Source organism: Gilliamella sp. CG25, from assembly GCF_046635705.1.
Classification (GTDB): Bacteria; Pseudomonadota; Gammaproteobacteria; order Enterobacterales; family Orbaceae; genus Gilliamella; species Gilliamella apicola_I.
The window spans coordinates 71,591-88,709 of record NZ_JBIDFJ010000003.1; the positions used below are offsets into that span (position 1 = coordinate 71,591).

The following is a 17,119-nucleotide window of genomic DNA, read 5'->3' on the forward strand; positions in this document are numbered from 1 at the left end:
ACATAAAATTATGCAACAGAAAACAAATTTAAAAGAATTATTAGATTTTCCTTGTTCTTTTACTTATAAAGTCATGGGAGAAGCTAAACCAGAACTAGTTGATAAAGTCGTGTCCGTTATCCAACGTCACGCACCGGGTGATTACAGTCCGTCAATCAAACCTAGCAGTAAAGGGAATTATCATTCTGTGTCGATTACTATTAATGCAACACACATTGATCAGATTGAAAATTTATATAAAGAATTAGGTGAAATAGATATTGTAAGAATGGTTTTATAACACTTTACTTTTTCATCAATTTTTGTACAAAATAGAGCCTTGTTATTCCGACGAGGCTCAATCATGAAACCAGAAACCATTGCACTTCACACAGGTTATACCCCTGAACCCACTACTCATGCTGTTGCTGTTCCCATTTATCAAACAACCTCTTATGCTTTTGATGATACACAGCATGGCGCAGATTTATTTGATTTAAAAGTCGCTGGCAATATTTATACCCGTATTACCAACCCAACTAACGCCGTACTCGAAGCTCGAGTCGCTGCGCTTGAAGGTGGTATTGGTGCTTTAGCTGTTGCATCGGGCATGGCGGCTATCACTTATGCTATTCAAGCAATTACCTTTGCTGGCGAAAATATTGTTTCTGTTTCGCAATTATATGGCGGCACTTATAATTTATTTGCCCATACCTTACCTAATTTTGGTATTACAACCAAATTTGCACCTCATAATGATTTAGTGGCTATTGAACAGCAAATTGATGACAAAACCAAGGCCATATATTGCGAAAGTATTGGCAATCCTGCAGGTAATATTGTTGATTTAAGCCAACTTGCCGACATCGCACATCGGCATGGTATTCCGTTAATCGTCGACAATACCGTTGCCAGTCCTGCACTTTGCCGACCATTTGAATTTGGTGCTGATATTGTCGTGCATTCATTAACTAAATATATTGGTGGGCATGGTAATAGTCTTGGAGGAATCATCGTTGATTCAGGGCGGTTTCCGTGGAAAAAATATGCGGATAGATATCCAATGCTTAATCAACCAGACCCATCTTATCATGGTGTCTCTTATACGGATACCTTTGGTGATGCGGCTTACATTGCACGTTGTCGAGTAATCCCTTTACGCAATATGGGCGCTGCACTATCGCCATTTAATACTTTTTTGATACTACAAGGGCTTGAAACCCTTTCTTTGCGCATGGAACGCCACTGTCAAAATGCACTCAACGTTGCAAAATATCTAATCTCACACCCACAAGTTGAATGGGTTAACTATGCTGGTCTTAGCAATCATCCTGAACATGATTTAGCGGTAAAACAGATGGATAATCATTTACCTGCTGGCATTTTATCGTTTGGTATTAAAGGTGGAAAATCTGCAGGTGCTAAATTTATTGATGCACTAAAATTAATTATTCGTCTGGTCAATATAGGCGATACACGCTCATTAGCTTGTCACCCTGCATCAACTACGCATAGGCAACTTAATAATGAAGAACTGAAAAAGGCAGGAGTAAGCCAAGAAATGATTCGTTTGTCTATTGGGATAGAACATATTGATGATATTATTTCTGATTTAGCACAGGCATTAAAAGCGACACTATAATCAAATTCAAAAAGCCAGATAACAAATGTATAACTGGCTTTTTTAACAATCGATTAATTAATCTAAGATTTTAACAAGTTCGTTTGTCACATCAGATACAGATTGGGTACCATCAATGCGGTAGTATTTTGCACGACCTTCTTTCGCTTCATGTTGATAGTAATCAATTAAAGGTTTAGTTAATTGATGATATTCAACAAGGCGTTTACGGACTATCTCTTCATCATCATCTTTGCGAGTTGTTAAAGGTTCACCCGTAATATCGTCAACATTTTCTACTTTTGGTGGATTATGACGGACATGATAAACTCGTCCCGATGGCGCATGAATTCGGCGTCCACTCATTCGATCAATGATAACAGAATCAGGCACATCAAATTCAAGTATATAGTCAACATTAATACCTGCTGATTTCATAGCATCAGCTTGGGGTACAGTTCGAGGGAATCCGTCTAATAAAAACCCATTTGCACAATCATCTTGTGCAATACGTTCTTTCACTAATGCAATCACAAGTTCATCAGTAACAAGTTTACCGGCATCCATTAATTCTTTAGCCTGTTGACCAAGTGGCGTACCTGCTTTCACTGCTGCACGTAACATATCGCCGGTTGAAATTTGAGGAATACCATATTTTTTCATAATGAATTGTGCTTGAGTTCCTTTTCCCGCACCTGGTGCACCTAATAAAATAATACGCATGAAATAACCTCTTATGGTTTTTATATAGATAGATTTTCTATTCTGGTAAATATTGAAATATCACTTTACTGCTGGAAATTAATCCATCAGTTTGACAAATATAATTTATGGCACCACAGCCTTTGATCATTTGAGCAGGTTGATGACAAGTGGGGCAAATATAGTGTTCGATAAAATGTTGTTTGCAGTGAGCACAAACGTAATGCTGGGCAGACATAACATCCATTTTATGATGACATTTAGGGCACAAGCCTTCTTGACTTTGCCCTGCTATATTTTTTTTTGACATAAACTATTTACGACCTCTAACGTGTTTCATCAATCGACGTCGTTTACGTTGTTGTGATGCCGTTAAACTATTTTTTCGACCTTCAAAAGGATTCGCCCCTTCTTTAAATTGAATTCGAATCGGCGTTCCCATAATTTTTAATGAGCGTCTAAAATAGTTCATTAAATATCGTTTATAAGAATCGGGAAGATCTTCAACTTGATTTCCGTGAACAACCACAATAGGTGGATTGTAGCCTCCAGCATGGGCATATTTGAGTTTTACTCGACGTCCACGAACGAGAGGTGGTTGGTGATCGTCTTGTGCCATTTGCATAATTTTGGTTAATAATGCAGTATTTACCCGACGGGTTGCACATTCATAAGCTTCTTGAATTGAATCGAATAAATTACCCACACCACTACCATGTAAAGCCGAAATAAAATGCAAACGGGCAAAATCAATAAAATCAAGTCGGTCATCTAGTGTTGCTTTAACTTGCTCTTTGATGTCTTGTGATAACCCATCCCATTTATTGACAGCAATAACAAGTGAACGCCCACTATTGATGATAAAGCCGAGTAATGATAAATCCTGATCTGAGATACCTTCTCTGGCATCAATCACCAATATGACAACATTTGCATCTTCAATCGCTTGTAATGTTTTAATCACTGAAAACTTTTCGACAGTTTGCGTTACCTTACCACGTTTACGCACCCCTGCAGTATCAATTAAAACATATTCTCGTTCGTCACGAGTCATTGGTATATAGATACTATCTCGAGTTGTACCTGGCATATCATAAACCACAACCCGTTCTTCACCTAAAATTCGGTTAGTTAGTGTTGACTTACCTACATTTGGACGCCCGACAATAGCCACTTTAATCGGTTGATTAATCAGTGATTCAACATCATCTTCGTCAACATCGTCATAAGATTCTGATAAATCTGGTGGCAATTGGTCTTCATTAAAGTCATCTTCATCGTGATCTTTAAATTGGAAAATAGGTTCCAACGCCGTTTCAATCAAAGAACTGACACCACGTCCATGACTTGCCGCTATGGGGTGGATATCGCCTAAACCTAATGAGTAAAAATCTGAGATAGCCGTATCAGCATCAATACCATCAATCTTATTGGCAACTAAAAAAGTAGCCTTTTGACGAGAACGCAAGTGTTTAGCTATCGCATGATCTGCCGGCATAGCACCCGCTCTTGCATCGACTAAAAACAGAACAATATCGGCTTCTTCGATAGCTTGTAAGGATTGGTCAGCCATAAAGCTTTCAACCCCTTCTTCGGTGCCATCAATACCACCCGTATCAATTACTATGTATTCATGGCCCTTGATTTCAGCTCGTCCATACTTACGATCACGGGTTAATCCAGGAAAATCTGCGACTAACGCATCACGTGTTCTTGTTAACCGATTAAATAAAGTTGATTTTCCAACATTTGGACGACCAACTAGTGCTACAACAGGTACCATGTTTATTCTCTAATTACTTAAATTTTTTGTGAAAGCGTAAATATCACCATTTTTGACTTGAACAATCAGTTTATTGTCAACCACCAATGGTTTAGCGATTATTCCGCTACTACTTACTTCTATTTTATTTACAAGTTCACCTGTTTCAGCATTTAACCAATACAGGTAACCTTCAAAATCACCAAATACGACATAATCTTGATAAATGACTGGATCAGTCAATTGGCGGTGTGTAAAACTTGATTGCGTCCAAAGTACGCCACCTTCCGTTTTTGATAATGATTGAATATTATCATCTTGATCTACTACGTATAATCGATTTTTATCAACCGCAAAACTGTGTGTTGAACCTATTTTTTTACGCCATATGACTTCACCATTACTTAAATCCAATGCAGCAACATAACCATTAAATCCAACAGAATAGACAGTATTTCCTTCAACTACAGGGGTTGAATCAACATCATTTAATTTTGCAATTTCTGTTGAACCAGTCGGTTGTGAAATACGTTGTTGCCAAATTAGTTGACCATCATTAATGTAGTAAGCATTTACTCGACCATTATCATCACCAAAGATAGCTGCACCATGGGCAATGACTGGTGTTGAGTTACCTCTTAATGATAATGCCGGAACTTCAAAAGTCACTTCCCAAAGTTCGTCACCAGTTTCACGATTAAGCCCTTGTAATATACCATTAGCGGTATGAACCACTAATTTATCATCAGACGATACCGGGCGAGCAAGGACTTCTCCTTTAACTGATTTTTCCCAGACGACTTTTCCGTTTTGACGATCTAAAGCATAAACAACAGCACGTTCACTGCCAACATAAACATAATTTTCATCGGCACTTACACCACCAGAAAAGAGCGCTGTTTTACTACTGAAAAGTGTACTTTTAGATAAATCGACATTCCACAATGTATTACCCGTCGTTAAATCAACTGCTTTTACCTCTCCACTTCGGCTCGCTGCATAAATAACATTATCATAACTAGCAGGACCTAATAATGAATAAATACGAGTATTTCCTGCAGTACTGTTACGCCATAATTGGTGAATAGTAAATTGGTTACTGACTATAGGCGAAGGTGAAACTTGAATAACTTCTTCTTCTCCTCCAAATATCGAGCATCCAGCAAGTGAAAACATAAAAACACTGGTTAAAAAACATTTAGATAACTTCATTGTATAGACCCTTATAGCAGGATAAATTAATTTTTATTTTCTTCCGTTTCAGTCTTTGACTGATCCTCTTGCTCTGCTTTTTCTTCAGCAGTTTGTTTATCTTGTTCAACTGTTTGTTTAGCTTGTAAATATTCAGCTTGATTTAGTTTAATTTTAATATTTGGCTCTGAACTTATCATTGCCGCTGATTTTAGCGCAATTTTATAAGCATCTATCGCCTCAGCATAACGAGACATTTTGGTTAATATATCGCCCCGTATTTCGTTAATCACTGGTTCCCAAGCTTCATTGTTAACTTTATCTAACGTTGCTAAACTTTCTTGGTATTGGTTTTGTTGATACTGCACACGTGCAATACGAATATTAATAACGGATTTTACCGGTTCCGCTTTTGTTTTAGATAAAGCATCAGTCAATAATGCTTGAGCACCTGCATAATCTTTTGTTACTTCGATATAAAATTTAGCCGCAAAAAGATCAGCAAAAACGTTATAAACGCTATCCCCCTCTTTTGCAAAAGCAACTAAATCATTTACGGATTCCGGTTTTGTCTGATCTAACTGTTTTACAAGTTGCTCATAACGATCTGACATTTTTTCCAATTTTTTAACTTGATTTGATTGATAGTAATTCCAACCATAATAAGCCAATAATCCGATGACAATAACGGCAACAATAATTTTCCACGTTTTCGCAAGAAACTCTTTTAAAGCCCACATTTGTTCTTCACTTGACGATTGATAACTCACGCTTATCTCCTATTTCCTTTAGATTTATATCATTGCCAAACAAGTTTGAACAATATCGCTTTGCGCGACTTCAGTTTGTTCACCTGTTTGTAAATTTTTGATAGTTACCGTTTGGTTCACTAACTCGTTTTCACCAACAATAACCGCTATTTTAGCACCTAATTTATCTGCTTTGGCAAATTGTTTCTTAAAATTAGACGTTCCATAATTAGTCACAATTCGTTTATCAGGTAAACCGTCACGTAATAATTCAGCAACACATTGTGCTACTGAAATCGTGTTTTCATCTCCCGAGGAGATCATATAAATATCAATCGAATTATCTCGATTTAATGAAGGATTGACAGCTTGAACAAGTAAAACTAATCGTTCAAGTCCCATAGCAAAACCAACAGCTGGCGTTGATTGACCACCTAACTGGCTCACTAATCCATCATAACGCCCCCCACCACAAACAGTACCTTGAGCACCTAAGCTACTTGTTACCCATTCAAATACTGTACGATTGTAATAGTCTAATCCTCTTACTAATCTTTGATTAATATTGTATTTTATTCCTGCTTTATCCAGTAAACGACACAGCCCTTCAAAATGTTCTTTCGATTCCGCATCCAAATAATCAAATAGTTTTGGCGCTTGATTAAGTAATTCTTGTACGACTGGATTTTTCGAATCGAGTACACGTAATGGATTAGTATACATTCTACGTAAGCAGTCTTCATCCAATTTATCTTTATGTTGTTCAAGAAAATCAACGAGTGCTTGACGATAGTTCGCTCTAGCTTCAAGTGAGCCAATTGAATTTAATTCTAACGAAGTGTGATCCTGTATACCCAGTGCTTTCCAGAATCTTGCGGTTAATAAAATTAGTTCAGCATCAATATTAGGTCCTTCAAGCCCAAAAACTTCAACCCCAAATTGATGAAATTGGCGATAGCGACCTTTTTGCGGTTTTTCGTAACGAAATGCAGGTCCTAAATACCATAGACGTTGTTCTTGATTATAAAAAAGCCCATGCTCAATGCCCGCACGAACACAACCCGCAGTAATTTCGGGACGTAAAGTGATACTTTCATCATTACGGTCATTAAAAGTATACATCTCTTTTTCGACAATATCCGTCACTTCACCGACGGCTCTTTTAAATAGCGCAGTATCTTCAACAATGGGGGTTCTTATCTCATTATAGCCATAGCTATTTAGAACACCTTTAACAATTTTTTCAATTTGTTGCCAACTGGCACTATCTGTTGGGAGTAAGTCATTCATTCCCCGTATAGATTGGATTTTTTTCTCTGTCATTTATGTATTCGCTATCTAATAAAATTATAGTTCAGTTGCTGCAATTCTGTTTTTTAGTATTGATGCTTTAGCTCGAATTTTTGCTTCCAGTTCATCGATCATCTGTTCGTTATCAATACGACCAATACGTACACCATCTTCATAAAAGCCACTTTTATTATGACCGCCAGCAACACCCATCGTTGAAGCCAAAGCTTCACCTGGCCCATTAACAACACAACCAATAATCGATACATCCATTGGTGTAATGATATCTTCTAAACGTTGTTCTAACGTATTGACTGTATTAATGACATCAAACTCTTGTCTTGAACAGGTCGGACAAGCAATAAAGTTGATACCACGAGATCGAATTCTCAATGATTTTAATATATCAAAACCGACTTTAACTTCTTCAGTAGGATCAGCAGCTAAAGAGACACGCAATGTATCACCAATACCTTCAGATAATAACAAACCTAAACCTATTGCCGACTTAATTGCACCACTGCGAACGCCACCAGCTTCAGTGATCCCCAAATGTAGGGGTTGTTTTATCTGTTTAGCTAAAAGTCGATAGGCATCCACCGCTGTAAATACATCTGACGCTTTCACACTCACTTTAAATTGGTCGAAATTGAGCCTATCCAAAATGTCAACATGACGCATCGCTGATTCTACGATTGCTTGTGGCGTAGGTTCGCCATATTTTTCTTGAATATCTTTTTCAAGTGATCCGGAATTAACCCCAATTCTTATTGGAATATTTTTATCTTTAGCACAATCAACAACTGCTCGAATTCTTGATTCATTACCGATATTTCCCGGATTAATTCTTAAACAATCCACACCATATTCCGCCACTTTCAAAGCAATACGATAATCAAAGTGAATATCTGCAATAAGTGGCACTTTCGCTTGTTGTTTAATCAATTTAAACGCTTCTGCCGCATCCATTGTTGGAATCGACACACGAACAATGTCGACACCTACTCGCTCAAGTGCTTGAATCTGAGCAACAGTTTTTTCAACATCCGTCGTACGGGTATTCGTCATGGATTGAACGGCAATGGGCGCACCACCACCAATAGGTACACTGCCGACATAAATTCGGGTAGATTCTCGTCTGATTATCGGTGAATCCTGATGACTCATAACACGCCTAATGATATAACAAAATAACTAGCTTGTGATCTTAACAAGATTTGCATCAAATGTCTGTATACGAGTAAGAAAATTTGCTAACTGTTAACGTGATTCGATGATGATGGCGAAATGTAATGACTCACTTCTACATAATTATTTTTACTTTCTTTATTAAAATAATAAATAGTTACACCAACTATACAAACCACTACAAATAAGCTAAAAAATAAAATCCGCTTTCCTCTTTTTCTAGGTTCAAGGGCAGGAATGAGTTGCTTTATTTTTGTTTCGGATGCATTTTGCTTTGACATTTTTTCTAGATAAGGTTGATACTCGTCCTCAGATAAACCAACAATTTCAGCATAAGAACGAATATAACCTTTAACAAAGACAAGAGGGGCATGAACTCGCTGATCGTTTTCAATTTCTTCGACCACTGCCTTTCGAACATGGATCTTATTGGCAATATCTTCTTGAGTTAATCCCATATTATTACGTAAATTGGAAAGCATCTTACCCAAAGAAATATTGTCTTCCATCATCCCCTCATTTTTGTTAAGAATTAAAAATAAATTAAATTGGATCCATTTTTACATATTTTTAAAATTAATCAATTCTTTTCGCATTAAACCATTGTGAAGGTTTTGCTATTTCATCTTGAGCGGCAACTAATTGAAGCTCATATTCATTGAGTTTCAAGGTTTCAAGCATAACAGCATAAACCGCAGAAGTGGTATGTTCTAACGCCTCAACCAGCGATTTACCAAGCAAAATATTCGCTAAAAACAATCCACTCGTCATATCGCCTACACCAACAGGCTGTCTCACGCCAAAGTCAACTAAAGGGCGCTCAATGTGCCATGCTTCATGTTCTGTGACGAGTAACATTTCAAAACGATCTTTACGATATCCCGCACGACTTAAATGTTTAACTAAAATCGCTTTAGGCCCTTTTTTACAAAGTGCTTTACATGCAAATACCGCTTCTTCAACGTTATTAATTGGCTGTTTTCCATTTAACTCTTCTAGCTCCAAAATATTAGGCGCCATCATATCTGCTATCGGTAATGCAGTATTACACAAAAATTCAGATACGCCAGGCGCAACAAAACAACCTTTTTCAGGATGCCCCATAACAGGATCACAAAGATAAATTGCATTAGGATTTACAGCTTTTACTTTTTTTACTATTTCGGTTATGGCACTACCTTGTTCAGGGGATCCCATATAACCACTTAATACTGCGTCACATCGTTTAAGTTCACCTATGGCATTAATGCCATCGGCGATATCAGTTAAATGCGATGCTGGCATTACCGTGCCTGTCCATTGACGATATTGCGTATGATTTGAAAATTGCACAGTATTTAAAGGCCATACATTTACTCCCACACGACGCATAGGGAATACAGCAGCACTATTACCTGCATGACCAAATACAACATGTGACTGAATAGATAGTATATTTTTCATAAATTAACTCCAAATTAGTAAGCAGTAATATTTCTTACCTCGACGAAGTAATGTATAACGTCCAAAAAGCTTATCTTCTTGTGAAAAATGATAATCTGTTGTCGCGTTACGTTCACCATTAACTGAAATCGCATTAGATTCAATCATTGTTCTGGCTTGGCCTCTTGACGGTGCAAACTGTGCATTAACGATCGCTTGTTGCAAATCAATATCGCCCTCAACCGTAATCGTTGGCATACCGTCTTGCGCCAATTGTTCAAAATCGGCTTGAGATAGATCGGCTAATTTTCCTGAGAATAAACTTTCAGTGATCCGTTTGGCTGCCATTAAGCCTTCTTCACCATGGACTAAGCGTGTGACCTCTTCAGCAAGAACATATTGTGCTCTTGGTGCCACACCGCTATTTTTATCTTCTTCTTCAAGTGCATCAATTTCATTTAATGACATGAAAGTAAAGAATTTTAAGAAACGATAAACATCAGCATCAGCGGTATTAATCCAAAATTGATAGAATTTATATGGACTGGTCTTTTTAGGGTCAAGCCAAACCGCACCGCTTTCCGTTTTACCAAATTTTGTACCGTCAGATTTGGTAATTAAAGGAACCGTTAAACCATAAACTTGTTTTTGATGTAATCGACGAGTTAAATCAATACCGGCAGTAATATTACCCCATTGATCTGATCCCCCAATTTGTAACACCACATTATGATCTTTATTTAAACAAGCAAAATCATAAGATTGTAATAAACTGTAAGAAAACTCAGTAAATGAAATCCCAGCTTCATCACGATCAATACGTTGTTTGACTGATTCTTTGTTAATCATGGCGTTAACTGAAAAATATTTACCAATGTCACGTAAAAAAGTTAATACATTCATGCCACCAAACCAATCATAGTTATTAGCGACAATCGCTGCATTTGCACCACAATTAAAATCTAAGAATGGGGAAACTTGTTGTTTAATTTTTTCGCTCCACTCAACAACAGTCTCTTGAGTATTTAATTTACGTTCAACGGCTTTAAAACTCGGGTCACCAATTAAACCTGTTGCGCCGCCAACAAGCGCAATCGGTTTATGACCGGCTAACTGAAAGCGTTTTAAACAAAGTAATGGTACCAAATGACCTAGATGCAAACTATCAGCCGTGGGATCAAAACCACAATAAAGCACTATGGGATTTTGTTCAATTAGTTCCATGAGTGCTTTTTCATCTGTCAGTTGAGCAATCAATCCTCGCTCTTGCAGTTGTTTGATCACATTTTTTGTCATGTTATTTTACCTATAAAAATTTTATTACGTTGAAATTTGACTTTGGATAACTCTATTTTTATTGAAATCTATTCTACTTTATTATGATAACGTTTATACGCTTGTTTAAAATGATCTTCCACAATTTCATTCGGTTTTTTATCACATAAACTAAAGATTACTATCGCTAAAGACGCAAATAAGAAACCCGGAATAAGTGAATAAAGATTAAACCAATTAAAATTAATCCAAAGCAATACTGTTGCCGCTCCTGTAATCATACCTGCTAGAGCGCCATTGCGTGTCATGCGTGACCAAAATACTGAAAACACAATAATGGGGCCAAAGGCAGCACCAAATCCTGCCCATGCATGACTAACTAAATCTAAGACACTATTATTAGGGTTAATTGCTAACAAAATGGCAATGACCGATACCATTAAAACCATAATTCGTCCAACCCAAACAAGTTCACGTTGTTTTGCTTTCGGTCTAAAAAAGGCTCGATAAAAATCTTCCGTTAATGCGCTTGAACAGACGAGTAACTGACAACTTAACGTGCTCATCACCGCAGCCAAAATCGCCGCTAATAAAACACCAGCAACCCATGGATTAAACAGTAATTTGGATAACTCGATAAAAATACGTTCATGTTTACCGTTATTAATGAGATCTGAAAACTCTGGATGATTAGCAAAGAAAGCAATACCAAAAAATCCTACCGTTATTGCACCACCTAAACATAAAATCATCCAAGTCATACTAATTCGACGGGCATTTTTCATCACATCATGTGAGTCAGCCGCCATAAAGCGAGCTAAAATATGCGGTTGCCCAAAATAGCCAAGCCCCCAGCCAAGCAATGAAATAATAGCGATAAAATCCATGTGAGCAAAGATGTTGGTATAATCAGGATTGAGCGATTCAATATTTGCTAAGGCATCGGTAAAACCACCTGCGTTCACCATAACCATAACGGGAGTTAAGATAAGTGCAAACATCATCAAACTCGCTTGAATAGTATCCGTCCAACTGACCGCTAAAAAACCACCTATAAAAGTATAAGCGATTGTTGCGCCAGCACCAGCTAACATTGCCCAACCATAACTCATTCCAAAGGTACTTTCAAAAAGTTTTGCACCCGCAACAACGCCTGATGCACAATAAATCGTAAAAAAGATAAGAATGATTACCGCTGAAATAATACGCAGCAAAGCGCTTTTATCATCAAATCGGCGAGCAAAATAGTCGGGTAAGGTCAAGGAATTATGATTAATTTCAGTAAAAACACGTAACCGACCGGCAATCAGTAACCAGTTTAAGTAAGCCCCAATTATCAAACCAATTGCAATCCAACTTTGCGAAATACCGAATAAAAAAACAGCCCCTGGCAGCCCCATTAATAGCCAACCACTCATGTCCGAAGCGCCAGCCGAAAGCGCAGTGACAACACTACCAATACGGCGCCCCCCCAAAATATAATCACCAAAGTTTTGCGTTGATCGAAAGGCAAAAAAACCGATCGCAATCATTCCTAAAATGTATATAGCAAAGGTGACAATCATTGGTAAGGACATATTTCTAAAAAACCTTGTTGATGAAATTAAAAAATAGTGGAGTAGCTTATCATAAAAACCACATGCTAAAAAGCAGGCGATGAATGAATATAACTAAGCTGACAATCCGTCACGCTAAAATTTTTCAGATAGGTCATTGAGATTGTTATTTTGCCGTAATTTTAATTATTGTCGCATAAAGTGACTTTTAGCTAAAAATTAAATTTAACCTACAATATTTATACAAATAAAGTATATAATATCAGGCATGTTATTTATATTTATCATACTCTGTGAAACAATCAACTCGTATTCAAATTTTAGAAAGATTAAAAGATCACATTAAAGATCCAACAACTGAACTTGTTTATCAAACCCCTTTCGAATTGCTCATTGCTGTTGTTCTTTCTGCACAAGCAACCGATGTAAGTGTAAACAAAGCGACCAAACCTTTATTTGCAATTGCCAATACAGCGGAACAAATCTTAGCGCTTGGGGTTGATAAGCTCAAAAGTTATATCCGTACCATTGGCTTATACAATAGTAAAGCAGATAATATTATCAAAACCTGTCAGATTTTAGTTGAGAAATATCAAGGTCAAGTGCCAGAAAATTTTGATGCATTAATCGCATTACCCGGTGTAGGCAGAAAAACAGCGAATGTAGTGCTAAATACAGCTTTTGGTTGGCCAACGATTGCGGTTGATACTCATATTTTTCGTGTCAGCAATCGCACAGGCTTTGCACCCGGAAAAACCGTTGAGGCAGTGGAAGAAAAATTATTGAAAGTGGTACCCAAAGAGTACAAAATAAATTGTCACCACTGGTTAATTTTGCATGGACGTTATACTTGTATCGCCAGAAAACCTCGATGCGGGGCTTGTGTGATTGAAGATTTATGTGAATTCAAACAAAAAGTTTACCCAGAGTAATTATCAATGACTGAAAAATTCAAATTAACTCAAGAAGAGATAAACTTATTCAAAAGTAGCATAGGCAATACCCAAAAACTTGCACAAGATACTGTTGTTCATAAACCCTTAAAACGGTCTCAAAAAGCCATTGCAATTGAAAAACGACAACATGAAAAAAATCATGCTGAGTTTTATTTTTCGGATGATTATCAACCGCTCTTACAAGACGATCCCATTCGTTATAGTCGTGACAACGCCGATCCTTATGAGATTAAAAAATTACGTCGTGGATTTTATGAACCTGAATTTTTTTTAGATCTACATGGATTAACACAGCAAGAAGCGAAAAAAGAAATAGCATCGCTTATTACTGCTTGCTTAAGCGAAAACGCACATTGTGCTTGTATCATGTATGGACATGGTAAAAACATCTTAAAAAAACAGACACCAATGTGGTTAGCCCAGCATCCTAATATCATTTGTTTTCATCAAGCACCGAAAGAATTTGGCGGCAGTGCAGCATTACTTATTTTATTTGATACAATTAATAACTAAAAATAAATGTTAAACACATAAGGAATAACAACTTGAAATTATTAAAGAAAATAAAACATGTTTATCTATTTCTAATACTTGCCATCTTTATTACTGCATGTAACGAACTTGATACAATTCCACCCGAAAAAAGTAACTATATTGGCACATGGCAAGGTGAATATATGGTGATAAGTATAGCTAAAGACGCCAGAGTTACTTACAATTATAAAAAAGATGGGGTGACTACAACCATTAAAGGACCGATACAAGAATTTATGGGTGATGATTTTAAAGTAGGGGTTTTAGGTTTAAATTCTTTATTCAAAGTAAGTACGCCTCCTTATTTTGAGGACGGTCAATGGAAAATGGTTATTGACGATCAATTAGTTATCAAAACATCGGATTTAAAATCACTTTAAAATAAAAAAGCCAGCATAGTTGCGCTAGGCTGGCAAACATTGGAAGCAATGTGAGCAATGTCATACTTTTTCAGAAGTCTTGCGACGCTCTAATCAAGTACATCTTAATGATAATAATTCTCATTATTAAAAGCAAGCGTTTTTTTTGACTTTTTTCAAAAAAACAGAAAAAATTTAAAATAAAAGTTTTTTAATATGAAATCATTGAGTTAGTGTGAAAATAATAAAGAGGAATACAGGGCTATGTCACCCTGTATTTTCGCAATGCTGATTTTTTAGTTGATAATTTGAAGTGATAAGTTTAACTTATTTTAGGTTATTACTATTTTTGATAGATAAATTCAACCCCTTCTTCGTCACTCTCATCCCAATCATCAAAATCATCGTCGTCGTCATCAAAAGCCTCATCCATAGCTTGTTGGTGATAATCATCCCACATAAATTCAACTTTTTCTGGTGATGTTTCTTCTTGCTCTTCTTCACGTGGATGAGCATTCATATAATCCATCAGATCCCAACATAAAGCTTTTACCCCTTCATGATTGACCGCTGAAATAACATAATATTTGTCATCCCAATCCAATGCTTTAGCGATTTCGGCAGCACGTTTAGCACTTTCTTCTTCACCTAAAACATCCATTTTGTTGAATACCAACCAACGAGGTTTATTGGCAAGTTTTTCACTATATTGATGAAGTTCTTGAATAATGACTTTCGCATTTTCAATAGGATCAGATTCATCAATTGGTGCAATATCAATTAAATGCACTAAAACTCGACAACGTTCAAGATGTTTTAAAAAACGAATCCCCAGACCAGCACCGTCCGCAGCACCTTCAATTAATCCCGGAATATCCGCAACAACAAAACTTTGCTCATTATCCATTCTTACCACGCCTAAACTTGGCACTAAAGTCGTAAACGGATAATCAGCGACTTTCGGTTTAGCTGCTGAAACTGATCGAATAAATGTGGATTTACCGGCATTAGGTAAACCAAGCATACCAACGTCAGCAAGTAGCAATAATTCTAACAGTACATCACGTTTTTCACCGGGCGTACCATCGGTTTTTTGCCTTGGAGCCCGATTCACTGAAGATTTAAATCGTGCATTACCCAAGCCATGAAACCCACCTTTTGCGACTAACACTTTTTGTTGATGATGCGTTAAATCGCCGATAATTTCACCCGTATATTTGTCTGTGATTCGAGTTCCAACGGGCACTTTTACGGTAATATCTTTGCCTCTTTTACCGGTACAATCTGAACCTTGTCCATTTTGCCCACGCTCTGCCCGATAATTTTTTTCAAATTGGAAATCAACCAAAGTATTGAGATTTTCATCCGCAATAAAATAGACATCACCACCGTCACCACCGTCACCACCGTCAGGGCCACCTTTGGGAATGTATTTTTCTCGACGAAAACCTACGCAACCATTGCCACCATCACCGGCTTCGACTCGGATTGAAGCTTCATCTACAAATTTCATTATTCTTCCTCTTTCTTCTGGTTAATTAGCCAGCCTTTTCTTGGATGCCATAAATAGTGCCCAATTGTGGCAAACATCGCACCAGCAACGACTGATACTGCGCCAATATAACCTAAAATATTTAAATACTGCATAGCAAATTTTTCTGGCCAAATTACGGCAAATAAATCTGAAAAAATTAATGCAAACAACGGTGATAATGTGGTAATTGCACTAACTTGTGCAGCTTGCCAACGTTCCATTGCCATAACTAATGCGCCATAAGCAATAATGGTATTTAAACCACAAAAGATAATGGCAAATAACTGCGTTGCATCGGCATGAGCGATTTTTGTTGGCGATGCCAATGGCCATAAAAATACCGTACAAATAAGATAAATTAGCCAAAGTAACTGTTCTGCACGTAATTTACGTAATAACACTTTTTGTGCCAATGCATAAGCTGCCCATGAAATTGAAGCAAGTAAAGCAAGCCAAACACCAATGCCATAAGTCGATATATTAGCAAATAGAACGGTAATATTTTTATTAAAAAATAGTCCTAATCCAATTAGCAATACCGAAATACCCATTATTTGCGTTGGTCTTAATCGCTCTTTAAAAACAAACGCACTTGAAATCATAAAAATTACAATACCCATTTGACCTACAACTTGAGCCGTTGTCGCAGAAAGATACTGAACAGAACTTGCAAATAACGCAAAATTACCAAGTAATCCAAATCCGGCAATCATTAATAAGATAAAACGTCGACGTTTTTTAAACATCGCTAAATTAGGAAATTGTTTTTTATAAGCTAACCATATCGTAATACCGACGGCAGAAATTGCCAATCGAGACCACGCTAACGTTAATGGGTCAATAACCACCAATGCATATTTCATTGCAATCGGCACTAGCCCCCACATAACCGCTGTTAACATGGCTAAGGCAAAACCTAATTTAACATTTTGCTGTTTTATCATATTAACTAATATTATATGAATTCAAGAAATGAAAAAAGCCCCACAATAGCTGTGAGG

Annotated in this window: 18 protein-coding genes; 5 read left to right on the forward strand and 13 right to left on the reverse strand. The window is 37.0% G+C overall.

Going from position 1 to position 17,119, the window contains the following annotated elements:
• The first annotated feature begins 10 nt into the window (after nucleotides 1-10).
• Together ybeD and ACGH6P_RS03205 are read left to right on the forward strand one after the other, a co-directional pair.
• Nucleotides 11-280: a DUF493 family protein YbeD gene (gene ybeD, locus ACGH6P_RS03200; RefSeq protein ID WP_065558632.1), complete on the forward strand. Its 270-nt coding sequence runs from the start codon at nucleotides 11-13 to the stop codon at nucleotides 278-280.
• Nucleotides 281-343: 63 nt separating this feature from the next.
• Nucleotides 344-1,621 carry a bifunctional O-acetylhomoserine aminocarboxypropyltransferase/cysteine synthase gene (locus ACGH6P_RS03205; RefSeq protein WP_411596726.1) on the forward strand — a complete coding sequence of 426 codons (1,278 nt, stop codon included), beginning with the start codon at nucleotides 344-346 and terminating at the stop codon, nucleotides 1,619-1,621.
• Nucleotides 1,622-1,678: 57 nt separating this feature from the next.
• Here the strand turns inward: ACGH6P_RS03205 and adk are convergent, their stop codons facing one another.
• The 11 genes from adk to putP all read right to left on the reverse strand — a co-directional run bounded on the left by adk (nucleotide 1,679) and on the right by putP (nucleotide 12,756).
• On the reverse strand, nucleotides 1,679-2,323 hold the full coding sequence (gene adk, locus ACGH6P_RS03210; RefSeq protein ID WP_267350381.1) for an adenylate kinase: 645 nt from the start codon (nucleotides 2,321-2,323) through the stop codon (nucleotides 1,679-1,681).
• A 37-nt stretch (nucleotides 2,324-2,360) separates the two neighbouring features.
• Entirely contained in the window at nucleotides 2,361-2,612 is a 252-nt protein-coding gene (locus tag ACGH6P_RS03215; RefSeq protein ID WP_267358849.1) for a zinc-ribbon domain-containing protein, read from the reverse strand.
• Nucleotides 2,613-2,615: 3 nt separating this feature from the next.
• Nucleotides 2,616-4,085 (reverse strand): ribosome biogenesis GTPase Der, encoded by a 1,470-nt coding sequence (der, locus tag ACGH6P_RS03220; RefSeq protein ID WP_294826117.1) that lies wholly within the window; start codon nucleotides 4,083-4,085, stop codon nucleotides 2,616-2,618.
• A 9-nt stretch (nucleotides 4,086-4,094) separates the two neighbouring features.
• A complete protein-coding gene (gene bamB, locus ACGH6P_RS03225; protein WP_267379753.1) occupies nucleotides 4,095-5,276 on the reverse strand; it encodes an outer membrane protein assembly factor BamB in 1,182 nt (393 codons plus the stop codon).
• A gap of 26 nt (nucleotides 5,277-5,302) precedes the next feature.
• Nucleotides 5,303-6,025 (reverse strand): YfgM family protein, encoded by a 723-nt coding sequence (locus tag ACGH6P_RS03230; RefSeq protein ID WP_411596727.1) that lies wholly within the window; start codon nucleotides 6,023-6,025, stop codon nucleotides 5,303-5,305.
• 24 nt (nucleotides 6,026-6,049) lie between these two features.
• Nucleotides 6,050-7,327 carry a histidine--tRNA ligase gene (gene hisS / locus ACGH6P_RS03235; RefSeq protein ID WP_411596728.1) on the reverse strand — a complete coding sequence of 426 codons (1,278 nt, stop codon included), beginning with the start codon at nucleotides 7,325-7,327 and terminating at the stop codon, nucleotides 6,050-6,052.
• A gap of 24 nt (nucleotides 7,328-7,351) precedes the next feature.
• Nucleotides 7,352-8,461 (reverse strand): flavodoxin-dependent (E)-4-hydroxy-3-methylbut-2-enyl-diphosphate synthase, encoded by a 1,110-nt coding sequence (gene ispG / locus ACGH6P_RS03240; protein ID WP_267350370.1) that lies wholly within the window; start codon nucleotides 8,459-8,461, stop codon nucleotides 7,352-7,354.
• Nucleotides 8,462-8,547: 86 nt separating this feature from the next.
• Entirely contained in the window at nucleotides 8,548-8,991 is a 444-nt protein-coding gene (locus ACGH6P_RS03245; protein WP_065558624.1) for a helix-turn-helix domain-containing protein, read from the reverse strand.
• Between the two features lie 67 nt (nucleotides 8,992-9,058).
• Complete coding sequence (gene pdxY, locus ACGH6P_RS03250; protein WP_065558623.1) at nucleotides 9,059-9,925, reverse strand: pyridoxal kinase PdxY; 867 nt, start codon at nucleotides 9,923-9,925, stop codon at nucleotides 9,059-9,061.
• 3 nt (nucleotides 9,926-9,928) lie between these two features.
• Nucleotides 9,929-11,200 (reverse strand): tyrosine--tRNA ligase, encoded by a 1,272-nt coding sequence (gene tyrS / locus ACGH6P_RS03255; protein WP_411596729.1) that lies wholly within the window; start codon nucleotides 11,198-11,200, stop codon nucleotides 9,929-9,931.
• A gap of 68 nt (nucleotides 11,201-11,268) precedes the next feature.
• The gene (gene putP, locus ACGH6P_RS03260) at nucleotides 11,269-12,756 is read right to left on the reverse strand and encodes a sodium/proline symporter PutP (protein ID WP_411596730.1); all 1,488 of its coding nucleotides are present in this window, start codon (nucleotides 12,754-12,756) and stop codon (nucleotides 11,269-11,271) included.
• A gap of 272 nt (nucleotides 12,757-13,028) precedes the next feature.
• Here putP and nth point away from each other — a divergent pair, with 272 nt between their 5' ends.
• The 3 genes from nth to ACGH6P_RS03275 are packed head-to-tail and all read left to right on the forward strand — an operon-like array spanning nucleotide 13,029 to nucleotide 14,605.
• Nucleotides 13,029-13,667 carry an endonuclease III gene (gene nth, locus ACGH6P_RS03265; RefSeq protein WP_220216381.1) on the forward strand — a complete coding sequence of 213 codons (639 nt, stop codon included), beginning with the start codon at nucleotides 13,029-13,031 and terminating at the stop codon, nucleotides 13,665-13,667.
• Nucleotides 13,668-13,673: 6 nt separating this feature from the next.
• The gene (smrB, locus tag ACGH6P_RS03270; protein WP_220216380.1) at nucleotides 13,674-14,204 is read left to right on the forward strand and encodes an endonuclease SmrB; all 531 of its coding nucleotides are present in this window, start codon (nucleotides 13,674-13,676) and stop codon (nucleotides 14,202-14,204) included.
• Between the two features lie 32 nt (nucleotides 14,205-14,236).
• Complete coding sequence (locus ACGH6P_RS03275) at nucleotides 14,237-14,605, forward strand: hypothetical protein (RefSeq protein ID WP_411596731.1); 369 nt, start codon at nucleotides 14,237-14,239, stop codon at nucleotides 14,603-14,605.
• Nucleotides 14,606-14,927: 322 nt separating this feature from the next.
• Here ACGH6P_RS03275 and cgtA read toward each other — a convergent pair whose 3' ends face one another.
• Together cgtA and ACGH6P_RS03285 are read right to left on the reverse strand one after the other, a co-directional pair.
• A complete protein-coding gene (gene cgtA, locus ACGH6P_RS03280) occupies nucleotides 14,928-16,097 on the reverse strand; it encodes an Obg family GTPase CgtA (RefSeq protein ID WP_220216378.1) in 1,170 nt (389 codons plus the stop codon).
• Nucleotides 16,097-17,062, reverse strand: coding sequence for a DMT family transporter (locus ACGH6P_RS03285; protein ID WP_220216377.1), 966 nt, complete (start codon nucleotides 17,060-17,062; stop codon nucleotides 16,097-16,099). The genes cgtA and ACGH6P_RS03285 overlap by 1 nt, the downstream gene beginning before the upstream one ends.
• Nucleotides 17,063-17,119: the final 57 nt, after the last annotated feature.

Bases quoted from the DNA above. Each gene is read 5' to 3' on its own strand.
- bamB (WP_267379753.1), bottom strand. From the start codon at position 5,276: ATGAAGTTATCTAAATGTTTTTTAACCAGTGTTTTTATGTTTTCACTT.
- smrB (WP_220216380.1), top strand. From the start codon at position 13,674: ATGACTGAAAAATTCAAATTAACTCAAGAAGAGATAAACTTATTCAAA.
- hisS (WP_411596728.1), bottom strand. From the start codon at position 7,327: ATGACAGAGAAAAAAATCCAATCTATACGGGGAATGAATGACTTACTC.
- adk (WP_267350381.1), bottom strand. From the start codon at position 2,323: ATGCGTATTATTTTATTAGGTGCACCAGGTGCGGGAAAAGGAACTCAA.
- ACGH6P_RS03245 (WP_065558624.1), bottom strand. From the start codon at position 8,991: ATGGAAGACAATATTTCTTTGGGTAAGATGCTTTCCAATTTACGTAAT.
- ACGH6P_RS03215 (WP_267358849.1), bottom strand. From the start codon at position 2,612: ATGTCAAAAAAAAATATAGCAGGGCAAAGTCAAGAAGGCTTGTGCCCT.
- ybeD (WP_065558632.1), top strand. From the start codon at position 11: ATGCAACAGAAAACAAATTTAAAAGAATTATTAGATTTTCCTTGTTCT.
- putP (WP_411596730.1), bottom strand. From the start codon at position 12,756: ATGTCCTTACCAATGATTGTCACCTTTGCTATATACATTTTAGGAATG.
- cgtA (WP_220216378.1), bottom strand. From the start codon at position 16,097: ATGAAATTTGTAGATGAAGCTTCAATCCGAGTCGAAGCCGGTGATGGT.
- ispG (WP_267350370.1), bottom strand. From the start codon at position 8,461: ATGAGTCATCAGGATTCACCGATAATCAGACGAGAATCTACCCGAATT.
- pdxY (WP_065558623.1), bottom strand. From the start codon at position 9,925: ATGAAAAATATACTATCTATTCAGTCACATGTTGTATTTGGTCATGCA.
- tyrS (WP_411596729.1), bottom strand. From the start codon at position 11,200: ATGACAAAAAATGTGATCAAACAACTGCAAGAGCGAGGATTGATTGCT.
- ACGH6P_RS03205 (WP_411596726.1), top strand. From the start codon at position 344: ATGAAACCAGAAACCATTGCACTTCACACAGGTTATACCCCTGAACCC.
- der (WP_294826117.1), bottom strand. From the start codon at position 4,085: ATGGTACCTGTTGTAGCACTAGTTGGTCGTCCAAATGTTGGAAAATCA.
- ACGH6P_RS03285 (WP_220216377.1), bottom strand. From the start codon at position 17,062: ATGATAAAACAGCAAAATGTTAAATTAGGTTTTGCCTTAGCCATGTTA.